The sequence below is a fragment of the Pseudoramibacter faecis genome (assembly GCF_036289405.1).
Classification (GTDB): Bacteria; Bacillota; Clostridia; order Eubacteriales; family Eubacteriaceae; genus Pseudoramibacter; species Pseudoramibacter faecis.
Window position 1 is genome coordinate 26771 of the sequence record NZ_JAYFFI010000016.1, and the last position, 20195, is coordinate 46965.

General features: G+C 55.7%; 21 protein-coding genes. 5 read left to right on the forward strand and 16 right to left on the reverse strand.

From position 1 onward, the window contains the following. Positions 1-190: 190 nt before the first annotated feature. From V3C63_RS09585 to V3C63_RS09625, 9 genes are all read right to left on the reverse strand, one after another. The gene (locus V3C63_RS09585) at positions 191-448 is read right to left on the reverse strand and encodes an HPr family phosphocarrier protein (protein WP_006597448.1); all 258 of its coding nucleotides are present in this window, start codon (positions 446-448) and stop codon (positions 191-193) included. Between the two features lie 195 nt (positions 449-643). Next, a complete protein-coding gene (locus V3C63_RS09590) occupies positions 644-2617 on the reverse strand; it encodes a PTS fructose transporter subunit IIABC (protein ID WP_329887556.1) in 1974 nt (657 codons plus the stop codon). A gap of 50 nt (positions 2618-2667) precedes the next feature. Next, the gene (gene pfkB / locus V3C63_RS09595) at positions 2668-3594 is read right to left on the reverse strand and encodes a 1-phosphofructokinase (RefSeq protein ID WP_329887557.1); all 927 of its coding nucleotides are present in this window, start codon (positions 3592-3594) and stop codon (positions 2668-2670) included. Next, positions 3591-4352, reverse strand: a complete 762-nt coding sequence (locus V3C63_RS09600) for a DeoR/GlpR family DNA-binding transcription regulator (protein WP_329887558.1) — start codon at positions 4350-4352, stop codon at positions 3591-3593. Before V3C63_RS09600 ends, pfkB begins: the two co-directional genes overlap by 4 nt. 380 nt (positions 4353-4732) lie before the next feature. Continuing rightward, entirely contained in the window at positions 4733-4915 is a 183-nt protein-coding gene (locus V3C63_RS09605) for a rhodanese-like domain-containing protein (protein ID WP_329887559.1), read from the reverse strand. Beyond that, the gene (locus tag V3C63_RS09610; RefSeq protein WP_329887560.1) at positions 4891-5247 is read right to left on the reverse strand and encodes a hypothetical protein; all 357 of its coding nucleotides are present in this window, start codon (positions 5245-5247) and stop codon (positions 4891-4893) included. Before V3C63_RS09610 ends, V3C63_RS09605 begins: the two co-directional genes overlap by 25 nt. A gap of 114 nt (positions 5248-5361) precedes the next feature. Continuing rightward, complete coding sequence (locus V3C63_RS09615) at positions 5362-5682, reverse strand: rhodanese-like domain-containing protein (RefSeq protein ID WP_314605227.1); 321 nt, start codon at positions 5680-5682, stop codon at positions 5362-5364. A 149-nt stretch (positions 5683-5831) separates the two neighbouring features. After that, positions 5832-6455, reverse strand: a complete 624-nt coding sequence (locus V3C63_RS09620; RefSeq protein WP_329887561.1) for a Crp/Fnr family transcriptional regulator — start codon at positions 6453-6455, stop codon at positions 5832-5834. Next, positions 6452-6886 (reverse strand): rhodanese-like domain-containing protein, encoded by a 435-nt coding sequence (locus tag V3C63_RS09625; RefSeq protein ID WP_329887562.1) that lies wholly within the window; start codon positions 6884-6886, stop codon positions 6452-6454. The genes V3C63_RS09620 and V3C63_RS09625 overlap by 4 nt, the downstream gene beginning before the upstream one ends. Before the next feature lie 461 nt (positions 6887-7347). Between V3C63_RS09625 and V3C63_RS09630 the strand changes: the two genes are divergently transcribed. Genes V3C63_RS09630 through V3C63_RS09640 form a run of 3 tightly spaced genes read left to right on the forward strand, consistent with a single transcriptional unit; the run spans position 7348 to position 9939 of the window. Continuing rightward, complete coding sequence (locus tag V3C63_RS09630) at positions 7348-7965, forward strand: GTP pyrophosphokinase (protein ID WP_329887563.1); 618 nt, start codon at positions 7348-7350, stop codon at positions 7963-7965. Continuing rightward, positions 7962-8630, forward strand: a complete 669-nt coding sequence (locus V3C63_RS09635; RefSeq protein WP_329887564.1) for a response regulator transcription factor — start codon at positions 7962-7964, stop codon at positions 8628-8630. The genes V3C63_RS09630 and V3C63_RS09635 overlap by 4 nt, the downstream gene beginning before the upstream one ends. A 16-nt stretch (positions 8631-8646) precedes the next feature. Beyond that, complete coding sequence (locus V3C63_RS09640; RefSeq protein ID WP_329887565.1) at positions 8647-9939, forward strand: sensor histidine kinase; 1293 nt, start codon at positions 8647-8649, stop codon at positions 9937-9939. A gap of 81 nt (positions 9940-10020) precedes the next feature. Here V3C63_RS09640 and V3C63_RS09645 read toward each other — a convergent pair whose 3' ends face one another. Together V3C63_RS09645 and V3C63_RS09650 are read right to left on the reverse strand one after the other, a co-directional pair. Further along, complete coding sequence (locus V3C63_RS09645) at positions 10021-11103, reverse strand: iron-containing alcohol dehydrogenase family protein (RefSeq protein ID WP_329887566.1); 1083 nt, start codon at positions 11101-11103, stop codon at positions 10021-10023. 133 nt (positions 11104-11236) lie between these two features. After that, complete coding sequence (locus V3C63_RS09650; RefSeq protein WP_329887567.1) at positions 11237-11485, reverse strand: Fic family protein; 249 nt, start codon at positions 11483-11485, stop codon at positions 11237-11239. Between the two features lie 229 nt (positions 11486-11714). Here V3C63_RS09650 and V3C63_RS09655 point away from each other — a divergent pair, with 229 nt between their 5' ends. Together V3C63_RS09655 and V3C63_RS09660 are read left to right on the forward strand one after the other, a co-directional pair. After that, positions 11715-12716: a uroporphyrinogen decarboxylase family protein gene (locus tag V3C63_RS09655; RefSeq protein WP_329887568.1), complete on the forward strand. Its 1002-nt coding sequence runs from the start codon at positions 11715-11717 to the stop codon at positions 12714-12716. A gap of 154 nt (positions 12717-12870) precedes the next feature. Further along, a complete protein-coding gene (locus V3C63_RS09660) occupies positions 12871-13506 on the forward strand; it encodes a flavodoxin family protein (protein ID WP_329887569.1) in 636 nt (211 codons plus the stop codon). A 260-nt stretch (positions 13507-13766) separates the two neighbouring features. Here V3C63_RS09660 and V3C63_RS09665 read toward each other — a convergent pair whose 3' ends face one another. From V3C63_RS09665 to V3C63_RS09685, 5 genes are all read right to left on the reverse strand, one after another. After that, complete coding sequence (locus tag V3C63_RS09665; RefSeq protein WP_329887570.1) at positions 13767-14084, reverse strand: helix-turn-helix domain-containing protein; 318 nt, start codon at positions 14082-14084, stop codon at positions 13767-13769. Then, positions 14077-14442, reverse strand: a complete 366-nt coding sequence (locus V3C63_RS09670; RefSeq protein ID WP_329887571.1) for an addiction module toxin RelE — start codon at positions 14440-14442, stop codon at positions 14077-14079. Before V3C63_RS09670 ends, V3C63_RS09665 begins: the two co-directional genes overlap by 8 nt. A gap of 197 nt (positions 14443-14639) precedes the next feature. Then, on the reverse strand, positions 14640-15353 hold the full coding sequence (locus tag V3C63_RS09675; RefSeq protein WP_329887572.1) for a DNA methyltransferase family protein: 714 nt from the start codon (positions 15351-15353) through the stop codon (positions 14640-14642). Beyond that, complete coding sequence (locus tag V3C63_RS09680; protein WP_329887573.1) at positions 15353-17473, reverse strand: Eco57I restriction-modification methylase domain-containing protein; 2121 nt, start codon at positions 17471-17473, stop codon at positions 15353-15355. The genes V3C63_RS09675 and V3C63_RS09680 overlap by 1 nt, the downstream gene beginning before the upstream one ends. A gap of 32 nt (positions 17474-17505) precedes the next feature. After that, positions 17506-19716: a DEAD/DEAH box helicase gene (locus tag V3C63_RS09685; protein ID WP_329887574.1), complete on the reverse strand. Its 2211-nt coding sequence runs from the start codon at positions 19714-19716 to the stop codon at positions 17506-17508. Between the last annotated feature and the right edge of the window lie 479 nt (positions 19717-20195).

The window sequence follows — 20195 nt, forward strand, 5'->3', positions numbered from 1 at the left end:
CGCATTTTGCCCGCAGCTCGAGTTTGTAGCCTTTATTGTAACATAAGCTCGGCTCTGCTAACGGGAAAAAAAACGTCTTCTGCCTGTTTTTATATGCTCTGTATTTCTTGCAATCAAAAACAACGCTGGCGAAATAATTTCCGCTCAGCGCTGTGTGAATCTCGGAGCCTGAGCTCCGACGATTATCGGCTTAAAGATTTTCTTTGAAGAAAGTTTCCAGATCGGCAGCAGCGTCCGCTTCATCGGCCCCGTCCGCCTTGACGACAATCACATCGCCGTTTTTAGCACCCAGACCCATCACAGAGAGCATGCTTTTGGCATTCGCCTGTTTGTCGTCCTTGTCGATGGTAATTTCGGATGCGTAAGGCTGCGCCTTTTTGACCAGAATGCCTGCCGGACGTGCGTGAATCCCTGCCGGATCTGTGATGGTGTACGTAAATTCTTTCATCGTTGTTCTCCTTAAACTTTAATTATTCGAAACGATAAGGTGTTGTTCTGGCATTATTTTACCACGTGCCTGAATAAATGCCAATCTTTTTTCAATTTTTTTCAGAGTTTTTCAACTGATACATTTAAAAATCAGCACACTTTTATTTCTGTTCACTTCCCCACCCTTTAGGCGCGGGGAGTGGCCGATATCCGATTACTGGCCAAGGCCGGATTCTTCCGGCGGCAGCGGCTTTTTGAGGATGCCGAGCAAAGCCATCGTGATCACCGATCCCGCCAGCAGCGCCACCAGATACATCGGCCAGTTGCCGACCACTGGGAAGACGAAGATGCCGCCGTGGGGGGCACGCAGGGTGCAGTTAAACGCCATTGAGAGCGCGCCGGCTGCCGCCGAGCCCACGATGCAGCTGGGAATCACGCGGCCCGGATCCGACGCCGCAAAGGGAATCGCCCCTTCGGTGATGAAAGACAGGCCCATCACATAGCAGGAGATCCCGGACTGGCGTTCCCGCTTGGTGAAACGGCTCTTGAAGAAGGTGGTCGCCAGAGCGATGCCCAGCGGCGGCACCATCCCGCCGATCATAACGGCCGCCATCACCGAGAAGTTGTTGGAGGCAAGCATGCCGGTGCCGAAGAGATAAGCCGCTTTGTTGAAAGGGCCGCCCATGTCAATGGCCATCATCCCGCCGAGGATCAGACCGAGCACGACCTTCGAACTATTGCCCATGCTTTCAAGGGCGGTGTATAACACTTTGTTCAGCGCCGACAGCGGTACGTTGATAATCGTCATCACGATGCCGATGAGCAAGATGCCGACAAAGGGATAAATCAGCGTCGGCTTGATGCCCTCCAGAGATTCGGGCAGATGCGAGCAGAGCTTTTTGAGGCCGAGCACCAGGTAACCGGCGATAAAACCGGCGGCCATGGCCCCGAGGAAGCCGGCGGAAACGAGCGTCACGCCGTCAAGCCCGGAATACAGCAGAGCAAAATGGCCCTTGTAGGTGCCGAAGACGATGCCTTCTTTGGCGAGCCAGCCGCCGACAAAGCCGACTGCGAGACCGGGACGGTCCGCAATGGACATGGCGATGTAGCCGGCGAGCACCGGCAGCATGAAGGCGAAGGCCCCGTTGCCCACCTGATTGAAGAACGCCGCATACCAATTGCCCGTCCCGAAGGAGGCGCCGGCGTTGCCCGCGTCAAGCAGGAAGGACAGCGCCATCATGATCCCGCCGCCGATGACAAAGGGCAGCATGTGGGAAACGCCGTTCATCAGATCTTTATAGATCTCGCGTCCGGCGGATTCTTCCTGACTGTCGTCGCCGACAGACACTTCGGCTGCGCCTTCCGCGTGAAACACCGGCGCCTTGCCCGACAGCGCGTCGTTAATCAGCGTTTCCGGCTTGTTGATGCCGTCCGCCACCTTGGTGATGAGCACGCGCTTGCCGTCGAAGCGGTTCATCGGCACTTTCTTGTCCGCCGCGACAATGATGCCCCGGGCATTCGCAATGTCTTCGTCGGACAGTTCGTTTTTAATCCCGCCGGAGCCGTTGGTCTCCACCTTCACGGTATAACCCAGCTGCTTCGCCTTTTCTTCCAGAGCTTCCGCCGCCATATAGGTGTGGGCGATGCCCGTGGGACAGGCGGTCACGGCCAGAATGTCGTAGCCGGCTTTGGCCGCCGTCTCTTCGGCTTTCGGTTCGGCCGGGCCGAATTTTTCCGTTTCCTTGGCGTCGATAATCGCGCGGAACTGATCCTTGTCGGTACAGGCGATCAGATCCTTGCGGAAGCCCTCGTCCATCAGCATCATCGACAGCCTTGATAGCAGCTCAAGATGGGTATCGTCGGAATTGTCCGGCACCGCGATGGCGAAGATCAAATTGACGGGCGCACCGTCCATCGCCTCGTATTCCGTGCCGTCCTTGCAGACCATGCAGGCCAGGCCGGCGCTTTTCACCGCAGCGGTTTTACCGTGTGGAATCGCAATGCCGTCGCCGATGCCGGTGGTGCCTTCGCCTTCGCGTTTGGTCACCGCGGCTTTGTAGCCTTCGGGATCGCTTAAATTACCGGTGGCCGCCATCAGATCAACCATCTTCGCGATGGTCGCTTCTTTGGAAGCGGACGGCCCATTGAGCTCGATCCCTTCCTTTTTGAGTAAATCCGTTATGCGCATTGTTTCCCCCTGCGTTTAAATTTGGATAATGCCGTGATTTCGGAACGTTCTTAACTGAGTGTTTGGATCGCCGGAATCGTATCGAATACTTTTTTCACTTCGGCCTCAGTGGCCAGCTGATCGGAAAAGGCGCTGGCGCTGCCGGTAGCCAGCCCCATTTTAAAGGCGGCCGTCATGTCGCCGCCGCTTCGGGTGTAGCCGGTCAAAAATCCGGCAACCATCGAATCGCCGGCGCCCACGGAATTTTTCACCACGCCCTTCGGCGCCGCGGACTTGAGCACCGGGCCGTCTTCCGGCACGAAAATCGCCCCGTCTCCCGCCATCGAGACCAGCACGTTGCGGGCGCCTCCCGCCTGCAGTTTTTTCGCATAAGCCGCGATCTCATCGTCGGTTTTCAGCACGACGCCGAACATCTCACCCAGCTCGTGGTTATTGGGTTTGATGAGAAAAGGATGGTAGGGCAGCACGTTGAGCAGCAGATCTTTCGTGGCATCCACCGCGATGGCAATGCCGCGGTCTGCCAGCCTCGCCATAATCTTTTCGTACACATCGCCGGGCATGCTCGCCGGGATGCTGCCTGCAAGCACCAGGGTATCCCCTGCCTTCAGCGCATCCAGTTTATCGTAAAGCTTCGCGATATCCGCGTCGGCAATCGCCGGCCCCATGCCGTTAATCTCCGATTCCTCGTCGCTGCGCAGTTTTAAATTGATGCGGCTCAGGCCGTGTTTAATGGTGATAAAATCGCTGACCACGCCATAATCCGTGAGCCTGGCGGCGATTTCCCGCCCGGTAAAGCCGGCCATAAAGCCCAAAGCCACCGAGCCGATGCCCAGGTTCTTGAGCACGATGGACACGTTGATGCCCTTGCCCCCGGGGAACATCAGCTCTGCCGTGGTGCGGTTGACCTGCCCCAGCGTAAAGTGCTCCACATCGACAATATAATCCAGCGAAGGATTAAAGGTTACCGTATAAATCATTTGTTGGCCTCCATAATGGTGGTGTAGCGCCCATAGCGGGCATCCGGCAGGCGATCGGTGATGATGGCAGCGCCGGCAAGATCGCCAAAGGTCACCGGCGTAATCTGGTTAAATTTGGAAGCGTCGGCCAGCACAAAGGGCTTTTCACAGCGGGCAAAGGCTGAGGTTTTGATCTGGGACTCTTCAACATCCGGTGTGGTGTAGCCCCGCTCGAGATCGATGCCGTTGGTGCCGAAAAAGCCCATCGTAAACTGGTATTTCTCAAGGCTGAGCATAGCCCCGGAGCCGACGATAGCCTCGGTCTCGGCACGCAGCCGCCCTTCAAGTACATACACCGTGCAGCCCTTGCGAAGGAGCAGCTCCGCCTGGATGAGGCCATTGGTGACATAGATCGCCGAAAGCGCCGCCGGATTCGCAATGGCTGCCGCCAGCGCTTCGGTGGTCGAGCCGGAATCCACAAAGACGAAATCCTCCCGCCCGACAAGCCCGGCTGCCAGCTTTCCAATTGCCTGTTTCTCCTCTAATTGCTGAGTGCGCTTGAGACCAATGGTGTTCTCGCGGGTGGAAAAGGGGACAGACTCAATGGCTGTCGCACCGCCGTGCACCTTGTTAAGCAAGCCCTCGCTGTCCATCGCGTGCAGATCCCGGCGAATGGTCGATTCTGAACTGTCCAGAAGCGCCGTCAGCTCCGACACCGTCACTGATCCCCGTTCCTGCAACACGTGAAGAATAATTTTTTGTCTGCCTTTTGTTAACATAGGTCTCCTCACTTTTAATATCAGTATAGTGGCATTAATGATTAATGTCAAGCATTTTCCGTCATTTTTATTCACTATCGCTTATCTTGATGCCTTTTTCAGCCACTTTCCGTTATTTTCATCCAAATTTCATTTTAAATTTCTTTAAATGCCCTCTCGCTTTTGTTTTCAATCCGTAACTGTTTCTCGAAAGGCCTTGATGCCATTGCAAACCGGCCGGTCCGCAGGCATAAAAAACCGACGGCATCACCCGACGGCAAGTATCAGGCCCGCACCAGTCCGCAGTCCCCCGCCGCCCGGGCGGCGGGGGTGCCGGCTAGGTGGCGACGATCTTCATGGCGGCTTCATAGCTGCCGCCCGGGCGGCGGGGGTGCCAGCGGTCACCGCAGCGTAAAAGCCGTAGTCCCAGTTAAATGCCAACTGTCAAAGCCTTCCTGTTCAAGAATTCGACGGGCCAGGTAGCTGCGCGGCCCGCTCCGGCATATGACATAAACCGGATGGTTGGCAGGGATTTCCCCGGGATGCTCCCGCAGATCGTTCAGGAGGATATTGATAAATCCCACTGCATGGCCCCGGGCGTATTCCTCTGGGGGCGGGTATCCAGCAGGGTCACGCTGCCATCCCGAGGAAGCGCCGCTACATCGTCACTGTGGTATTGCTCCGCCTTGCCTGTCAGCAGATTCTCAATCATAAAGCCGGCCGTGTTCACCGGATCCTCGGCCGAGGAATAGGACGAGGCGTAGGCCAGATCGAGAGCCTTGATCCCGGCGGCGGTCATCCCCGCCTGAATAGCCGCGGCCAATACGTCAATGCACTTGTCCACCCCTTCAAAGCCTACAATTTGTGCGCCAAGGATGCGGCCGCCCGTCCGGTCGAAAAACTTGATGATCGACAATCTCCAGAAGGCGTCGTAGCGGCTGTCGCCGCCGCAGATATTATCCGCCGCGATGCGCGCCCGCCGGTTGGCCGGCCCACAATCACAACTTTCATCTGATCACCTTTTCCTTTCTCATCCTTCGAGGGAACCGCGGTAACCGTTGATCCCGCCGATATTGCGCACCTGCGTGTAGCCCATGGCCCTAAGCCTGGCCACGGCCCGCCCGCTGCGCGCCCCGCTGAGGCAATACACGAACAACGGGGTTTCCTTGTCCGCCACCTTTTTTTCCACTGAAGCAATCTGCTGCAGAGGCAGGTTCACCGCGCCGGGGATCCGACCTCGCCGGTATTCTTCCGGGGTGCGCACGTCCAAAAGCACCGCCTGCGCCGTCTGTTTAAACGCCGCCACGCCGGCGTTAATGTCAGAGCCCTTTAAAAAATCCAATAAACCCATGATATCTCCTTTCGGTGCCCGGCCAAGGGCCGGTTATTTTGCCGTTTGAGCTTAGTGTATCAAAAAAGATAGGGCCTTCTGTGACCACGTCTCATTTTTCATTTTTTAATTTTCGACAGCCGCCAGACGGCGCAGGGCGCCGGGATCCGTCACGGCGACGCGCCCCCGGTGCAGCTGCACCCAGCGGCAAAGCGCTTAAGCATGCGAGCCACCACCTCCCTGGCCGAGCTGATATGCCGGGCGATCTGTTCGTGGGTCATGGCAATCTCGAGGGCGTCGATTCGGTCGGCTTCCCCTATTAAAAAGGTGGCCAGCCGGCAATCCACCCCCGTGAAAAGAATCTGCTGCATGATCCACATCACCTCCGAGAATCGGCAGAGGGCCTGCTCATAAAGGGCGCAGCGCAGGGCGAGGTTTTTCCCGGCGAGGCCGTCGATGGCGACGGTGTCGATCACCAGGCGCTCACAGGACGAGTCGGCTGTGATTTGCGTATCAAAAGTGATCTGACTGATGACGCAGGAGGCCGAAAGCACACAAAATTCCCCGGCGCCCACCCGGTAAAGGGTGATCTCCCGGCCTGCCTCCGAGAGCATGGCGGCCCGCAGCTCCCCGGAAAGCGCCAAAAACAAGCCCGGGCAATCGTGCTGTCCCCCGTAGACAATCTGCCCCGGTCCGTCCCAGCGAATCACCGCCCGAACAGCCAGCACCTTTTGTTCTTTCACCGTCAAAAGCTCCCAAAAAGGGAGGCGCACCAACGCATCCGTCATGTTCATCGGTTTTCCTCCGAACGCTTTTGTCCCCCCTGATCCGTCACCAATGCATAGGGCCAGGTGGTGATGCCGCCGAAGCTTCTAACCTTTGTATAACCCAGCTCGGCCAGCTTGCCCGCAGCGATCCGGGCGCGGCGTCCGCTGTGACAATAGATCAGGATCCATTGCTTCCGATCAGGCAGCGCCTTGGCCACGCTAGCCCGGCCAGTGATGCGCCCCAACGGGATGGAAACGGCCCCACGGATGTGGCCCGCGGCATATTCCGCTTCGGTGCGCACGTCCACCACCCGCACGTCCTCACGGGTGTCCATGAGCTTTTTGGCCCTGGACTGGGCGATCTCTCCCGCGTTTCGCTCGGCCGTCCAGTCAGCGCAGCCGGTAAACCCTAGAGCCAGTATCACCAAAACCGCGATCAGCCACCGTCTTTCTTTCATGATGCTTCCCTTCGCCTCCTTTCACGCTTTGCCTTCAGTATACCACAGACCAGCCGCCTTTTCCCAAAAGCTCCGACGCAAAATCCAGCCAACGCATAACTTTATCTGCTTGATGCTCGCCGCGCCACCTTTTTATATATGAATTAAAAATCCGTTCGTCTGTGAGGAGAAAAAAATAAAAGTTTTGCCGGTTAGCGGGGGCCGCCCGCGCACGGCTGCATTCTCCGCGCACTGAAAGAAGCCGCCGCTTTCCTTGGGCGCTTCAGCGTCTCCCGGAAAGAAGGCCGCTGCATTCAAGACGAATAAGGTCCTTTCTAATGGATGGCTAAGCCCTGCCTCGCCTCTTAAGCATCGAAGGCTTAAGCCATTTTGCGGAAAGACCGGCTATACTTAACTACCATCCGCGTCAAATGCGCGTTCGCCGCGCGCATCATCATTATTTTATGGGTAAGGAAAAAATCATGCCTGAAAAATCATCCCTTTACGGCCGCCACGCCGAAGCGCTGGCCGCCACCCGAAATCGCCTGCTTGAAAGCCTTGAAACGCTGCGGGCGCAGACCATTGCTGAAACCGGCGACGATCCCATCGATCATCTGCTGACACGCATCAAGTCCGAGGCCAGTGCCCGGGAGAAATGCCGGCGCAAGGGCATCCCCGAAACCACTGACAGCGTCATGACCCAGCTGCACGATCTCGTCGGTCTGCGGGTGGTCTGTCCCTTTTTAAGCGATGTCTTCCTCATCCGGGATTACATTGCCGCTTCGGACCAGTTCACCATCGTCGAAGAGAAGGACTACATCCGCCACGCCAAGCCCAACGGCTACCGCAGCTATCACCTCATTGTGCGCGTTGACGGCTACGATGCCGAGATCCAGCTGCGCACCATTTCGATGGATACCTGGGCCGCGCTGGAGCATAAACTGCAGTATAAGCGCGCCTTCTCTGCCAACACCGAATTGATCGCCGGCGAGCTCAAGCGCTGTGCCGACGAATTGGCCGCCGCCGACATCTTGATGCAGACCATCCGCGAGATGATTGGGTCCATGACGCCGGCCGAAAACGAGGAGAATCTTTTATGAAATTATTATTTGCAGAAGACACCACCGATCTCAACCGCGTCGTCACCATGGCACTCGTCCACGCCGGCTATGAAGTCGACAGCGTGATGGACGGGCAAAAAGCGTTATCCCATTTGCAAACCCAGATTTACGACGCGGCGATTCTCGACATCATGATGCCGGGACTCTCCGGCCTTGTCGTGACCGAGCAGATCCGCGCCGCCGGAGATACCATCCCGATTTTGCTGCTGACGGCCAAGGCCGAGGTGGACGACCGGGTGACCGGGCTCGAAGCAGGTGCCGACGATTACCTGCCCAAGCCCTTCGCCCTGAAGGAGCTGATAGCCCGGGTCAAGGCCATGATTCGCGGCCGGGAAACGACGCAGTCGCCCCGACTTGAATTCGGCGATCTGAGTCTCGATACCGACACCCAAACCCTCACCGCCGAAAACTCCGTCACCCTTTCTCAGCGGGAATGCGCCCTGCTGCGGCTGTTGATCCTGCATCCGGACACCGCCCTGCCCGCCGATTATCTTTTGGATCACGTCTGGCGCCACGACACGTCTCCGACCCGCGAGGCCCTCACCCTCTACCTCTCTTATCTTCGGGCCAAGCTTGCCGCTGTGGCCTCTCGGGTGCATATCGCCGAGCCCGAGCCGGGCCGTTATCGAATCATGGCGTCCTGATCGCCGGAGAATCACCATGGAAACACGCGAAATCACAGCACTGCGCAGCCGTTTTATCCGGGTCACCATGCTCTCCGTCCTTTTGGTGATGGTGGGCATCGGCTCTTTGCTCAACATCGCCCAGACCATCTCCGCCCGCTATCAGATCCGCCACACCCTCAGCGCCATCATCGATGATCGCGGCCGTCTCAAAAGTGCCGACGCCAAAGAAAGCACCAACGGGGAAACGGCCATCAGTCCCTTTGATGGCTTCAATTTTTTTGACATCGAGTACCTCTCCGGCATCTCTTATTTCACGGTCATCTTGAACAAAAAACGCGCGGCGGACGTTCTGCTGGTGCGCACCGATAACCTCCAAAAGGCCGACGTCCTAATCCTGGCCAAAAAAATGCTCGCCCGGAAAAAGCCCTTCGGGCAATACGGCACCTATTTTTACCAATACCAAAAGCGGCCCGACGGCAGCATAGTCATCGCCGCCCTCGATTATCAAAACGGCATCTACGCCGCCTATCGCCTGGCGGCCATCACCGTCGTCATCTGTCTGACCGGAATGTTCATCATTTACTGGCTGGTGCGCTCTTTTTCCCGGCTGGCCATCCGCCCAATGATCCAAAACGCCGAGCGTCAAAAACAATTCATCACCAATGCCAGCCACGAGCTCAAAACGCCCCTGGCCGTGATCCGCTCCAATACGGAATTTTCCGAGATGCTCGGCGGCGAAAACGAATGGACACGCTCCACCCTCAAACAGGTAGCCCGCATGGACGAACTGGTAAAGGAGCTTGTGCTCATCACCCGCTCCGACGAAAAACAAAACGCCCAAGGCATCGTCCCCGTGGATCTTTCGGCTGTAACGCGCGAGACGGCCGAGGCCTTGAGCGGTCTGGCCCGGCAAAGCGGCAAACATCTTGAGACGGATATTCAATCCGACATCACCCTGACCGGCGGCGAAGGCGATATGCACAAGCTCGTTTCCGTCCTGCTGGACAACGCCGTCAAATACTGTGACGACGGCGGCACCATCCGCCTGCGGCTGAAATGCTACCAGAGCCGCCTCCGCCGGGAAACAGTTCTGCTCAGTGTCGCCAACGATTACGCCGATGGCGCCGGTGTCGACTATCAGCGCTTTTTCGACCGTTTTTATCGGGGCGATGCGACCCATCACGTCGACGGGCCGGAGCAAGCCGGCTACGGCATCGGCCTTTCCCTGGCCGAAAGTCTCTGCCGCAAATATCACGGCCGCATCACTGCCCGCTGGAAGGACGGCGTCATCACCTTTACCTGTCTGCTGCGTTCCATTAGGTCATAGCCTGCCGTTTTTAAGCCCGCTTCAGCGGGCTTTTTCCATTAAAAAAGGACGCCGGCCGGCGTCCTATAAAAATTCGCAACATTATCGCAGCCCGGCAATGCGCTCTACCACGTCCCGGCTCGCGTCAAAGGGCGCCAAAGCGAGCTTCTTTTCGCTTTGCATCAGCTCGTCCACCGCCCGGGTCAAAATTTCCGACGTGACCATGCTGCTGTCACACACCGCATCGTAAAACGCCTGCAGCTCTGCCGTCGAAGCGAAGCCGGACGCCTCGAGCACCGCCTCCCGCTGATCCGCCGGGGCCGCGTCGAGATAGCGGGCCTCAAAATAGCCGATGGCCGCGCCGTGGGCCATCCCGAGGTGATAGGTCAATGCATAGCTTAAGCCGTGGGGCAGGGTGGTGCCGGTATGCGCGATGGCCATGCCGCCCATCGCCGAGGCGTTAATCATATTTTCATAATCCGCCGCCGTGGCCGCCCGCTCCCCGGCGAACACGGCCTTGCTCTTCTGCCAGAGCTTAAGCCCCGCAAAGGCAAACATCCGACTGTAATCGTCGGCCTGGGCGTTCACCACGCTTTCCACCATATGACCGAAGGCATCCACCCCGGTGTTGGCCAGGATATGCCGGGGCGCCGCCGCGAGATAGCGCCCGTCCAGCAGGGCCAGCCGCGCGAAAATACGGTGGGGAATCGAGCCCTTGACCTTCAGATCGTGGCGCGTCAGCACGGAGATGGCCGTGACCTCGGATCCGGTGCCGCAGGTGGTGGGCACACAAACGACGGGCAGCGCGTCCGAGGACGCCGCCCCATCATAGAGATAGGCCGCGTCTTGATCTGCGTGGCGGATCATCAGCGCGATGGCCTTGCAGGCGTCGAGCGGCGAGCCGCCCCCGATGCCGATGACGAAGTCCGCCCCTTCGGCCACCCCCAGGTCGCGGCCGTCCATCACCGTTTCCACCGAGGGATTTTCTTCCACCGCGTCAAACAGCGCGTGCCCGATGCCGGCATTCTCCAGCGCCGCGACCACGTCGTCATAAGCGCCGCAGGCCTTTGCCGAGTGGCGCCCCGTCACAATCAGCGCTTTGGTGCCGAGCGCCGCAAGCTCGGACGCGTGGGCGCGCACCACATTTTCCCCTTCATAAAGTTTAACCGGACAATAAAATTGCATAAGTGCCTTCTGATTTTGAACTCGTATGAACATCATCCCTGATTTGAAGGAATTGCTTTTCGCTTATTATAACACGGCGGATCGGGCGCCACGGTTGTATTGGCATAAAAATTTAGAGGTTTTGCCGATGCTTTTAGCGGCGCGCATAATACCGTTGATTTCGGCTTTTGGGTTTATCCGGAATGGTCATTTGCAAAAACCCTTGTTCGAGCAACGGCCGAATGTATTTGGCCGATACATAATATAATTTTTGTTCCAAAGCCAACGGATGTCCCTCGCGCCGTGGTCCTGCTTTTTCTCTCAGCGATTCAATCGGCCTCATCGCCGCAGGCCTTCGCATCTGCCGTGGCCGTCCAATGCTCCCGTTGGCGTTTTTGGTCATTGTTTTATGAAAATCTGAAATTTTTGGCCGCCCGCCGCCCGAAAAGGCCCCATCCCATCCGCCGCAGACGGTCAAAACACCACGTATTTTTAAAATAAATCTCGTGCTCCCGCCGCTTCTCCTCCAAAAATATCAAAATAAAATACCAATAATATCAGACTTTTACCAAAGCAGAGGCATGCAACCCTTTATACTATAAGCACTACTTTAGAAAAAGGAGAATCGAGAAATGAATATGTTTGACTGGGTCGATGCGATGATCGCCGCGGACAAGAAGACCGCCCTGCCGGTGTTGTCCTTCCCCTCCGTTCAGAAGATGGGCGTCACGGTAAACGATCTGGTTCGCAGCAGCGAGCTGCAGGCCAAGGGGATGAAGACCATCGCCGATCTCACCCCCTGCGCCGCGTCCCTAAGCTATATGGATCTTTCAGTGGAAGCGGAAGCCTTCGGCTCCGACGTGCGCTATTCCGACGAAGACGTGCCGACGGTCGTGGGCTCCATCGTCGAAACCATGGACGACGCCAAGGCGCTGAACGTGCCGGTGGTCGGCGACGCGAGAACCGGCGTCTGCGTGAAGGCCATCCGCCTGGCCGCCGATCTCATTACCGACCGGCCGATTTTAGCCGGAGTCATCGGGCCCTATTCTTTGGCCGGCCGCCTGTTGGACGTCTCCACCTCGCTGATGCTCTGCTTTGACGAGCCGGAACTGGTGCATGAAACGCTGAAAAAGGTCACGGAATTCCAAATCGCCTATATCGAAGCCTTTAAAGAAGCCGGCGCCAACGGCGTCGTCATGGCCGAACCGCTGGCCGGTCTGCTATCGGACGATCTCGCCGAGGAATTCTCCGAAACTTATGTGAAGCAGATCGTCGACGCGGTTCAGGATGAAAACTTCCTCGTGGTGTATCACAACTGCGGCAACTCCGCGATCCAGACCATCGACACCATCGTCAACAACGGCTGCCGGATGTTCCATTTCGGCAATGCCATCGACATGGCCGAAATGATGCCGCTGATTCCGGAAAACTGCGTGGCCATGGGCAATGTCGACCCGGCCAGCCAGTTCAGAAACGGCACGCCGGACGGCGTTTACGAGGCGACCACCGAACTGCTCAAAAAATGCAGCGGCTACAAAAATTTTGTGATCTCTTCGGGCTGCGACGTGCCGCCGCTTTCCCCCTGGGAAAACATCGACGCCTTTTTTAAAGCCGTCTCTGATTTCTACGCCTGATCTTATGGCCCCCTCTGCCCGGCCGATGCCCCAAACGGCACCGGCCGGTTTTGCGCGCGAATTTTCGCACATCTGCACAAATTTCTTTTTTGGCGCGCGCCCCGCGCCCTTTCTATAATAAATTCAATGGCCAATGGCAAGGAGGAGGGGAAAAATGAAAGTTTTACTGGTCAACGGGAGCCCGCACGCCCACGGCTGCACCGACCGCGCACTTCGGGAAGTGGCCGCGGCGCTTGAAGCCGGCGGCGTGAGTACGGATTTTTTCTGGATCGAAAACAAACCGGTGCCCGGCTGTCTGGCCTGCGGCGTCTGCCGGAAAAAGGGCCGCTGTGTCTACGACGATCTCATCAATCACTTTGTGAACGTCGCCAAGTTTTTCGACGGCTTTGTCTTCGGTTCGCCGGTGTATTTCGCCTCGGCCTCGGGCCAGATGACGGCCTTCATGGACCGCGTGTTCTACAGCTGCTACAACGCGAAGAACGGCATTTTCGATCACAAGCCCGTAGCCTCGGTCGCTTCCTGCCGAAGGGCCAGGGATGTCTCCACCCTCGACCAGATGAACCATTATTACGGCTTGTTTAATATGCCCGTTGTGGGCTCGTCCTATTGGAACGAGGTCCATGGCTTCACCGCCGCAGACGTGGAGCAGGACGCCGAGGGCCTGCAGACCCTGCGCAATCTCGGCCGCAACATGGCTTGGCTGCTCAAATGCATCGAACTCGGACAAAAGCATCACCTGGCCGCCCCTGAAATGGAACGCGGCCACGCCACCCATTTTATTCGAAGGTAGCCGGGCACCAAAAAAGGACCGCAAAGGTCCTTTTTTGATGGCTTGAATTTTTTATTCCGTGCTGCCGGATCCATCACCGGAGCTGCCGCCGACATTTTCGGCGCCAGCCCCGCCGGAAACGCCCGTTCGCCCGGAATCGGCCACAACCTCTTGTTGATGGTGAACTTTTGCGTGATATTGCCTTTCCTTTGCGCGAATCCTTTTTGACGCTAAACCCGCCGTTGATATGTGCTCAAACCAAAGGTCCCCCATGACACTTTTTACCCCATCGTCACAAACGGATATTCCTTAATCAGCTGATGATTGATTTCCATCATGCTCAAAATGCGGCTTGCTGCACCAGACGGGTGGTTTTTTCCAGCTTCCCACGCTTCCACCGTTTTGTTAGAGACACCCATATATTCAGCAAAAACGCGTTGAGACATGCCTGTATCTTTTCGAATATTTTTTACCTCTTCCGCAGAATATCGTTTAACCGGAACGACCGTCACCGTATTTCGCTTTAAAGACGTTTTCCCCTGTGCGTCTTTGGCCGCCTCATTTAATCCTGCCATAATGCTGTTGTAAAGTTCACTCATCACCTTCACCTCCGACCTTCTCTCTGATCTGTTCTTCGAGCAACGCGATAACCTTTTTGATCTCATTTCTTTCGTGCTTTGTCAGATTTTCTTTCTTATTTTTGGGATAGGCCGTAACCAGATAGACCGTTTTATATAGCAAGAAATCCACATAGCAAACGCGCGAGCTGTCGCTTTTTCCAAGTCCGTCAAAAGCAAATCGCATCTTTCTGAGACCACCGGTTCCTTCCATGATCGACGCCGCCTCGGGATGGCGCATAATTTCAAGTTCAAGCCTGCGCAAATCCTCATCATCAAATCCCAATCTTTTCCACTGCTTGATAAATTCAAATGTTTGGATAAATGTTCTGCTGTTCATTGGCGGTTCCTTTTTCGAGGATATTATACCCTATTTAATAGGAAGTCTCAACTTGTTGATGCACCGGAGGTGTTCATTTTAATCCGATTGCTTGAAATATCTTGTTTGATGAAACGTTCGCGAATATAGGAAAAGATCCATTACACAAAAAAATCAGCCAACTTTTGGGATTGAGCAAAAGCTGGCAGATTGGATTTTCACTGCGGTGATGCTCTTTCCCCAATCGATAAAATCGGCACCACCCTCTCGTCAGGCGCCCCGGCGGCCGCCCCCGGCATGAGTGCGGAAAGGTCCATGGCTACCTGCTCCTCCGTTTCGGGCGCAAGCGCCGCATCTTCTTCTTCGGCTGCAAGCAGCTCGTCCATTTCGTGGTGGCTCACGGCCACGCACAGGGTTTCGAGATCGGCCGCATCAGGGGGCAGCAGGCGCCACTGGGTAAAGACGATGGGCTCGCCGGCACCGGTAACGCCGGTCAGGGCGTTGCCCTGGATCATATTGCGTTGGATGATGACCCGGGCGGCCGCCGTCACCCGGGGATCGGGCGCGGCGTCAAAATCGGCCAGCCCCGCTTCATAGCCGGTGCGAAAGGCCTCCATCAGGTTCATCACGAGCATCTCCACATTGTCTTCCAAGAGTTCGATGCCATAGAGCGTGGTGAGCGCGAAAAGGGCCTTTTGATGCCAAGCCGCAGCGCTTGTGCTCTCCCGCCGGGCGGCGGCGAGCTTGCGCCGCAAAATCGCCACGAGAAAGGCGCCCTCTCCGGCGGAAGGCTCCAGAAAGGTGGCCGTGAGCGTCTCGCAGGCCGCGCGCACCCCGGGCAGGTCGAGCATCCGCTCGACCACGGCCGCCGGGGTGAACACCTCGCCGTGTTGCTGCACCCGGGCTTTGGATTTGATTAAGCCTTTTTTCATTATCTTAAACTTTCAATACGATTGCTAATATATTTTATTTCTTCCTCAGTCAACTCCAGCAACTCAGCCAACTGTTGATCTATGTTTTGTGAAAAATCAATCAAAGCATTTTCATTATGATATTCAAGAATATCCGGAACTTCTTTTCCCAAAGATGTAAGAGATTCGTCTGTCAGCAAAAATGCAAAGCGAATAAATTTACTTTTTGCATATTTTAAAAAGTTTTTAGCCTCTTGTTGTGTCTTGAATGTCTTAAGGGCGATGCGCGATCTTCCAAATGCTGAATGATTGTCCATTACAGAGATTTGATTATCCCTTTTTTGTCCACCGGCATTTGCACTTGATACCGTTACTTTCCATTTATCTATAAAATCAGCATTATATTTAATCACTTCTCTTTTTACAACATACCATTTTGCCCTACCTGTTTTTCCCGCTTTATCATTTGTAAAGAGTTTGATATATTTTGAATAATCGATGCTTTCACTCTCTTCTAATAATTCTACTTTTTCCGGATTCTTTTCTACAAAATCACTCTCGATTCTAAAAAGTTTTTGATTGATTGCTTCACTGTCAGCAATATATTTCAAACCATTTTTCTCAACAAATTGATCAATCTTTTGAGTTATTTTTCCCTCAAGCGGATTCAAAACTAAAATTTTCTCACCAGGCGCTGCCAATTTAATGCATTGGGATTTGCCATCTTTGATAAATTCATAGTCAAAAACTTTATTTGTTTTTTTCATTTCTTTGAGGACAATAGAAATTCCATCCGAAATTTCCACTTGATCAAATACATCCCTTGCGTCATCAAAATAAATCAATTTTGACAAATGTGGATCGTTAATTTGTTCTAAGCCAAATTTGCTCATACCTTTGCCCGATCTTTGGATCCACCGCCCACCGGGATAAATAAGTGCGGTACAATCTTTCGCTAATTTATCTGCTAAAATTTGAAAGTAGTGAAATATATTTGTCACGCGCTTTTGGCCGTTATCCGTTTCTTTCTTTGCCACTTCCTCTTGATACGGCGGGTTGCCGATCACCACATCAAATTTCATCTTTCCAAATTCCCTTCCAATCCTTTCGGCGGCGGCCGCGGCATCCGCCCGGGCGAGGGCCACCAGGCCATCGACATAAACAATCTGCGTCTTCCAAGGGTGATAGCCGGCCAGGGTGCGTCTGGCAATGGCGGCGGCCATGGGGGTCTTCGCCACCACAAAAATATTTTTCGCGAGCACCTGCTGCCAAAGTTTGATCTGCTCGGCCGCGGGCAAGGAGCCCGCAAGCCGCCGCCGCCCCTCATCAAAACACGACAGCGCGGCATAAAGCGGGTAGAGGCCCGTTTTCGCGTTAATCTCCAAAATCCTTGTGTCCCAGTGATAGACCCGGGAGCTGACCGGCGTTTGGATCCAGTGGCGCGCTGGCCGGCCGGCCACCGTCTGGTGTTCGTAGGCCTCGTCATAAAAAGAGAGCCCGCCGATGGTTTGGCCCAGCTGCAGGTTCACCACCCGCCAGGGCGTGAGCACCGTTTCTTTATCCGGGTTGCAGAAGGTGGCCAAAATGGGCACGAGGGCCTCGGCCCGCTCGATCGGGGGCAGATCGTCCAGCGCCTTCACCTGGCGCCGAATGATGCGCCCGGCCTCGACAAAGACCTCCGCATCGTAATATTTGGTGAACTTCCGAAACAATGCCTTGGTCACCCCCGCCGGCATGAACTCGGCCCAGGAGGCGTCGTCCACCGCATCCACAAATTTCTCCACGCGCACGTCATCACCAACAGGCACATCCAGCCCGTAAAGCATCAGCGGAATGCGAATGGAGATCCCCCGCAGAATCGAAATCATGGTCTTGCGCTGTTTTTTGAGCGCATTCATCTGGTCGATGGCGGCCTGCTCCTCGGCGGTGCGGGCGCGGCGGGGCTTTTGCTCGGCGGCCGTGGCTTTGTCGTATTGTTCATCGGTGAGCCCCTGATGGTTCACGTCGATCACCATGGGGCGTTTGTCTTTTTTGGTGGTGCCCACAATGGCCTTTAAATCGTTAAACGCCAAAAGATCGCCGGCCCTGAGCATGAGCAGCTCGTCGCTGTAGAGCGAATCGTCGTCGAAGCCGCTCTTCACGGCCTTTTCGGCATAGACCCGCTTGAGCCGGGTCAGCAGTAGGGCCGCATGCCCTGTCCGCCCTCCCCGATGATGGGCAGAAAATTCATGAGCTGGGCCATCTTGTCGCGCTGGGCGCCGGTGCCGAGTCTTGTGGCCTCGGTCATCACGGTGAGCGCCCGATCCGGCGCAAAGTCGAAGATATAGCACCGGGTCTTTTGGCCAAAGGTCTCGCTGGCATAGGGCGTCTGAGCGCGAAAGGCCGCCTGCAGGTATTGCATGGCGCTGGTGGTGTTGGCCAAAAAGAGCACCCCCGTCCAGGGGGCAATGGTCACCCCGGTGGTGAGCTTGCGCACAGTCAGGGTGATGGTTTTGGTGGCCGCGGGATCCTCGCCTATGGCCGCCTTCACCTGGGCCACATCGCCCTCCGACGCGACGCCGCCGTTATCCCCCTGGGCCACCACATTCACAATCTTGTAATCCATGCCGAAAACCGGATGCCCCTTGAGCAGCCGCTCCAGCGCAGAGGCTTCCTTCACCCCGGGCAAAATCCACAGCGTGTGGCGCAGACAGTCCCGAAAGGCCGGGGTCGAAAAGGGATAGTTCGTGGCCGGGTCCGGTGTGGTGATGTTGTCGAGAAATTGTTTCACCTTGGCCTCGTGCACAAAACGGCCGGCCGCATTCACTTCAAAAAACGCCTTGAAATTAAAGGCCCGCTTGTCGTCACTTTGAAAAAGGGCATCCTTAAACTGGCGGCTCATTTCAAAGGTGAACATGCTAACCTGGGGGAGCCCTTCATAGGGATTGGGCAAATCCGGATGCGCCTGGCTCCAGTCCGCCTTGGCCTGCTGCTCCATCACATAATCCCAGGTGTAGACCTGCTCCTTCTCGTATTGATCCAGCAGATTAAAGGGCGTGCCGGAAAGCGTGAGCACACGGGTCGCCCCGGGCCGCACCACCTGACCCAGCACATTTTGGGCCAGTTCCGTCTGGGTGCCCTCGTGGGCCTCGTCCACAATCACCAAATCCCAATCCGTGGCAAAAAGCATCTCATTTTTGCTTCCCGCCTTGCCGCCGACCCTCTCGGACCCGCGCAGATCCTGCAGGCTTGCAAAATAAACAAAAGGCCCGCCGCCGCTGGCCAGATGGTCGAAGGGCTCGCTGGATTTTTTCGAACCATAATGATAGCCGGCCGCCGCAAGGTCTAACTTTTTAAAATCGTCGAACCAGCCGTCATCCACCACCGGCCGATGGGTCATGATCAGCACATGGGGATACCGCGCCTCCTTGATGAGCTGCAGCGCCGTGATGGTTTTGCCGAAGCGCATCTTGGCATTCCAGAGCATTTTGTCGGTTTTTTTAAAGACCTTCTTCGTTTGATCGATGGCCGCCCGCTGCTCCGGACGCAGGGCAATCGCCGCGGCTTTCGCCGGCTGATCGATGGCGGCCTGCCCCGCCTTCACGGCGGCAATGGCGCGCTTGGCCGTCGCCAGATCCATATGATACCATTCATTGCCCGTGAGCCCCGGCTGGTGCCTAATCCCCGAACGGTCGAGCACCCGATGCACATCGTGATCGCGAAACCAGCTTTTATCCTGCTTGCGGTAGGCCAACTCACTCCACTGCGCCACCCCGGGCACCCCGGCCGTTGTCATGTATTGGTTGATGCGTCTTTGGGCCACGCCCAGCAGATAATCGCTGCCGGGTTCCCAATTCGCCTCGAAATCGCCCTCCGGCACAGAAGCCTCGCCGATTTTCTCCGCGCCGTCGTAGGCCGGCCACCGGCCGTCTACATTGTCCGCCGTCTGCACGTAAATCAGCTTGCGCTCCGCCGTTTGATACAACGCATGCGGCGGCTCAAAACGCGCAATCGCCGCGCGATCGCCACCGCGGGCCACAAACTGCCAGCCCAGCAGCGCATAAATCGCTCGAATCGCCTTGAGCGCCTCGGCTTGTGTCCTTTGATCGAGAGTGTGGGCTGCTTTATTCCCCCACCCTTTGACGGCGAAAAACACATCTATGACTTTTTTCGGCGTGTTCGTCCCGCGCAGCGCCTTCAGATTGTCGTTAAATGTGGCCCGCTCGCCCACCGGAATCCGCGCCCGCTCAAGCATCTCCTTCGCGAGATTTTCCGCAATTGTGCGTGACTCGGTGAGCACCGCGGCATAGGCACCGATGCCGTAAAGCTGCTCCAGATTCTTTGCCGACGCCTCGTAATGTTTTAAATCCTGTTGATCCCCTAAAAAATCAAAATTGCTTGCCATGGTTGCCCCCCAATTGTTCTTGTCTTTATTATAGCGAATCCCCGCGCATCTTGCAGAAAAAGTGGAACTTTAAAAAATTTCCCATATATTATCGCTGTTCTTTGCTCCCGACTTTAGAATTTTGCAACATCCCTGAGAAAATCCCGCTGCCGCTTTTCACTATCTCGACCCATCACTTTATACACTTTTCCAAACGTAAGAGCAAACAGAGATGGATTTGACGTGTGATACACACAACCTTAAAATTTTCAAATGGATTAAAATTGATGATCTCTCCGGTTTTATCTTTGATACATGCGACTGCCGATTTCCCTGCCCAAATTCCAAAAATACGATCAATTCCAGGCACTAAAACCTGCTAAGAAAAGTCAAGCAAAAATCTGACTCTTAATAGCAGGTTTTCTTTCATCACAAAATGGCCGGAGTTATCCCCGACCTAATTAGTATTTATCCTGAATCGAGTTATTCTCTATACACCT

Bases quoted from the DNA above. Each gene is read 5' to 3' on its own strand.
- V3C63_RS09645 (WP_329887566.1), bottom strand. From the start codon at position 11,103: ATGCAATTTTATTGTCCGGTTAAACTTTATGAAGGGGAAAATGTGGTG.
- V3C63_RS09600 (WP_329887558.1), bottom strand. From the start codon at position 4,352: ATGTTAACAAAAGGCAGACAAAAAATTATTCTTCACGTGTTGCAGGAA.
- V3C63_RS09620 (WP_329887561.1), bottom strand. From the start codon at position 6,455: ATGAACATGACGGATGCGTTGGTGCGCCTCCCTTTTTGGGAGCTTTTG.
- V3C63_RS09585 (WP_006597448.1), bottom strand. From the start codon at position 448: ATGAAAGAATTTACGTACACCATCACAGATCCGGCAGGGATTCACGCA.
- pfkB (WP_329887557.1), bottom strand. From the start codon at position 3,594: ATGATTTATACGGTAACCTTTAATCCTTCGCTGGATTATATTGTCGAT.
- V3C63_RS09590 (WP_329887556.1), bottom strand. From the start codon at position 2,617: ATGCGCATAACGGATTTACTCAAAAAGGAAGGGATCGAGCTCAATGGG.
- V3C63_RS09685 (WP_329887574.1), bottom strand. From the start codon at position 19,716: ATGGCAAGCAATTTTGATTTTTTAGGGGATCAACAGGATTTAAAACAT.
- V3C63_RS09655 (WP_329887568.1), top strand. From the start codon at position 11,715: ATGAATATGTTTGACTGGGTCGATGCGATGATCGCCGCGGACAAGAAG.
- V3C63_RS09635 (WP_329887564.1), top strand. From the start codon at position 7,962: ATGAAATTATTATTTGCAGAAGACACCACCGATCTCAACCGCGTCGTC.
- V3C63_RS09650 (WP_329887567.1), bottom strand. From the start codon at position 11,485: ATGACCAAAAACGCCAACGGGAGCATTGGACGGCCACGGCAGATGCGA.
- V3C63_RS09625 (WP_329887562.1), bottom strand. From the start codon at position 6,886: ATGAAAGAAAGACGGTGGCTGATCGCGGTTTTGGTGATACTGGCTCTA.
- V3C63_RS09675 (WP_329887572.1), bottom strand. From the start codon at position 15,353: ATGAAAAAAGGCTTAATCAAATCCAAAGCCCGGGTGCAGCAACACGGC.
- V3C63_RS09630 (WP_329887563.1), top strand. From the start codon at position 7,348: ATGCCTGAAAAATCATCCCTTTACGGCCGCCACGCCGAAGCGCTGGCC.
- V3C63_RS09670 (WP_329887571.1), bottom strand. From the start codon at position 14,442: ATGAACAGCAGAACATTTATCCAAACATTTGAATTTATCAAGCAGTGG.
- V3C63_RS09640 (WP_329887565.1), top strand. From the start codon at position 8,647: ATGGAAACACGCGAAATCACAGCACTGCGCAGCCGTTTTATCCGGGTC.
- V3C63_RS09615 (WP_314605227.1), bottom strand. From the start codon at position 5,682: ATGGGTTTATTGGATTTTTTAAAGGGCTCTGACATTAACGCCGGCGTG.
- V3C63_RS09660 (WP_329887569.1), top strand. From the start codon at position 12,871: ATGAAAGTTTTACTGGTCAACGGGAGCCCGCACGCCCACGGCTGCACC.
- V3C63_RS09665 (WP_329887570.1), bottom strand. From the start codon at position 14,084: ATGAGTGAACTTTACAACAGCATTATGGCAGGATTAAATGAGGCGGCC.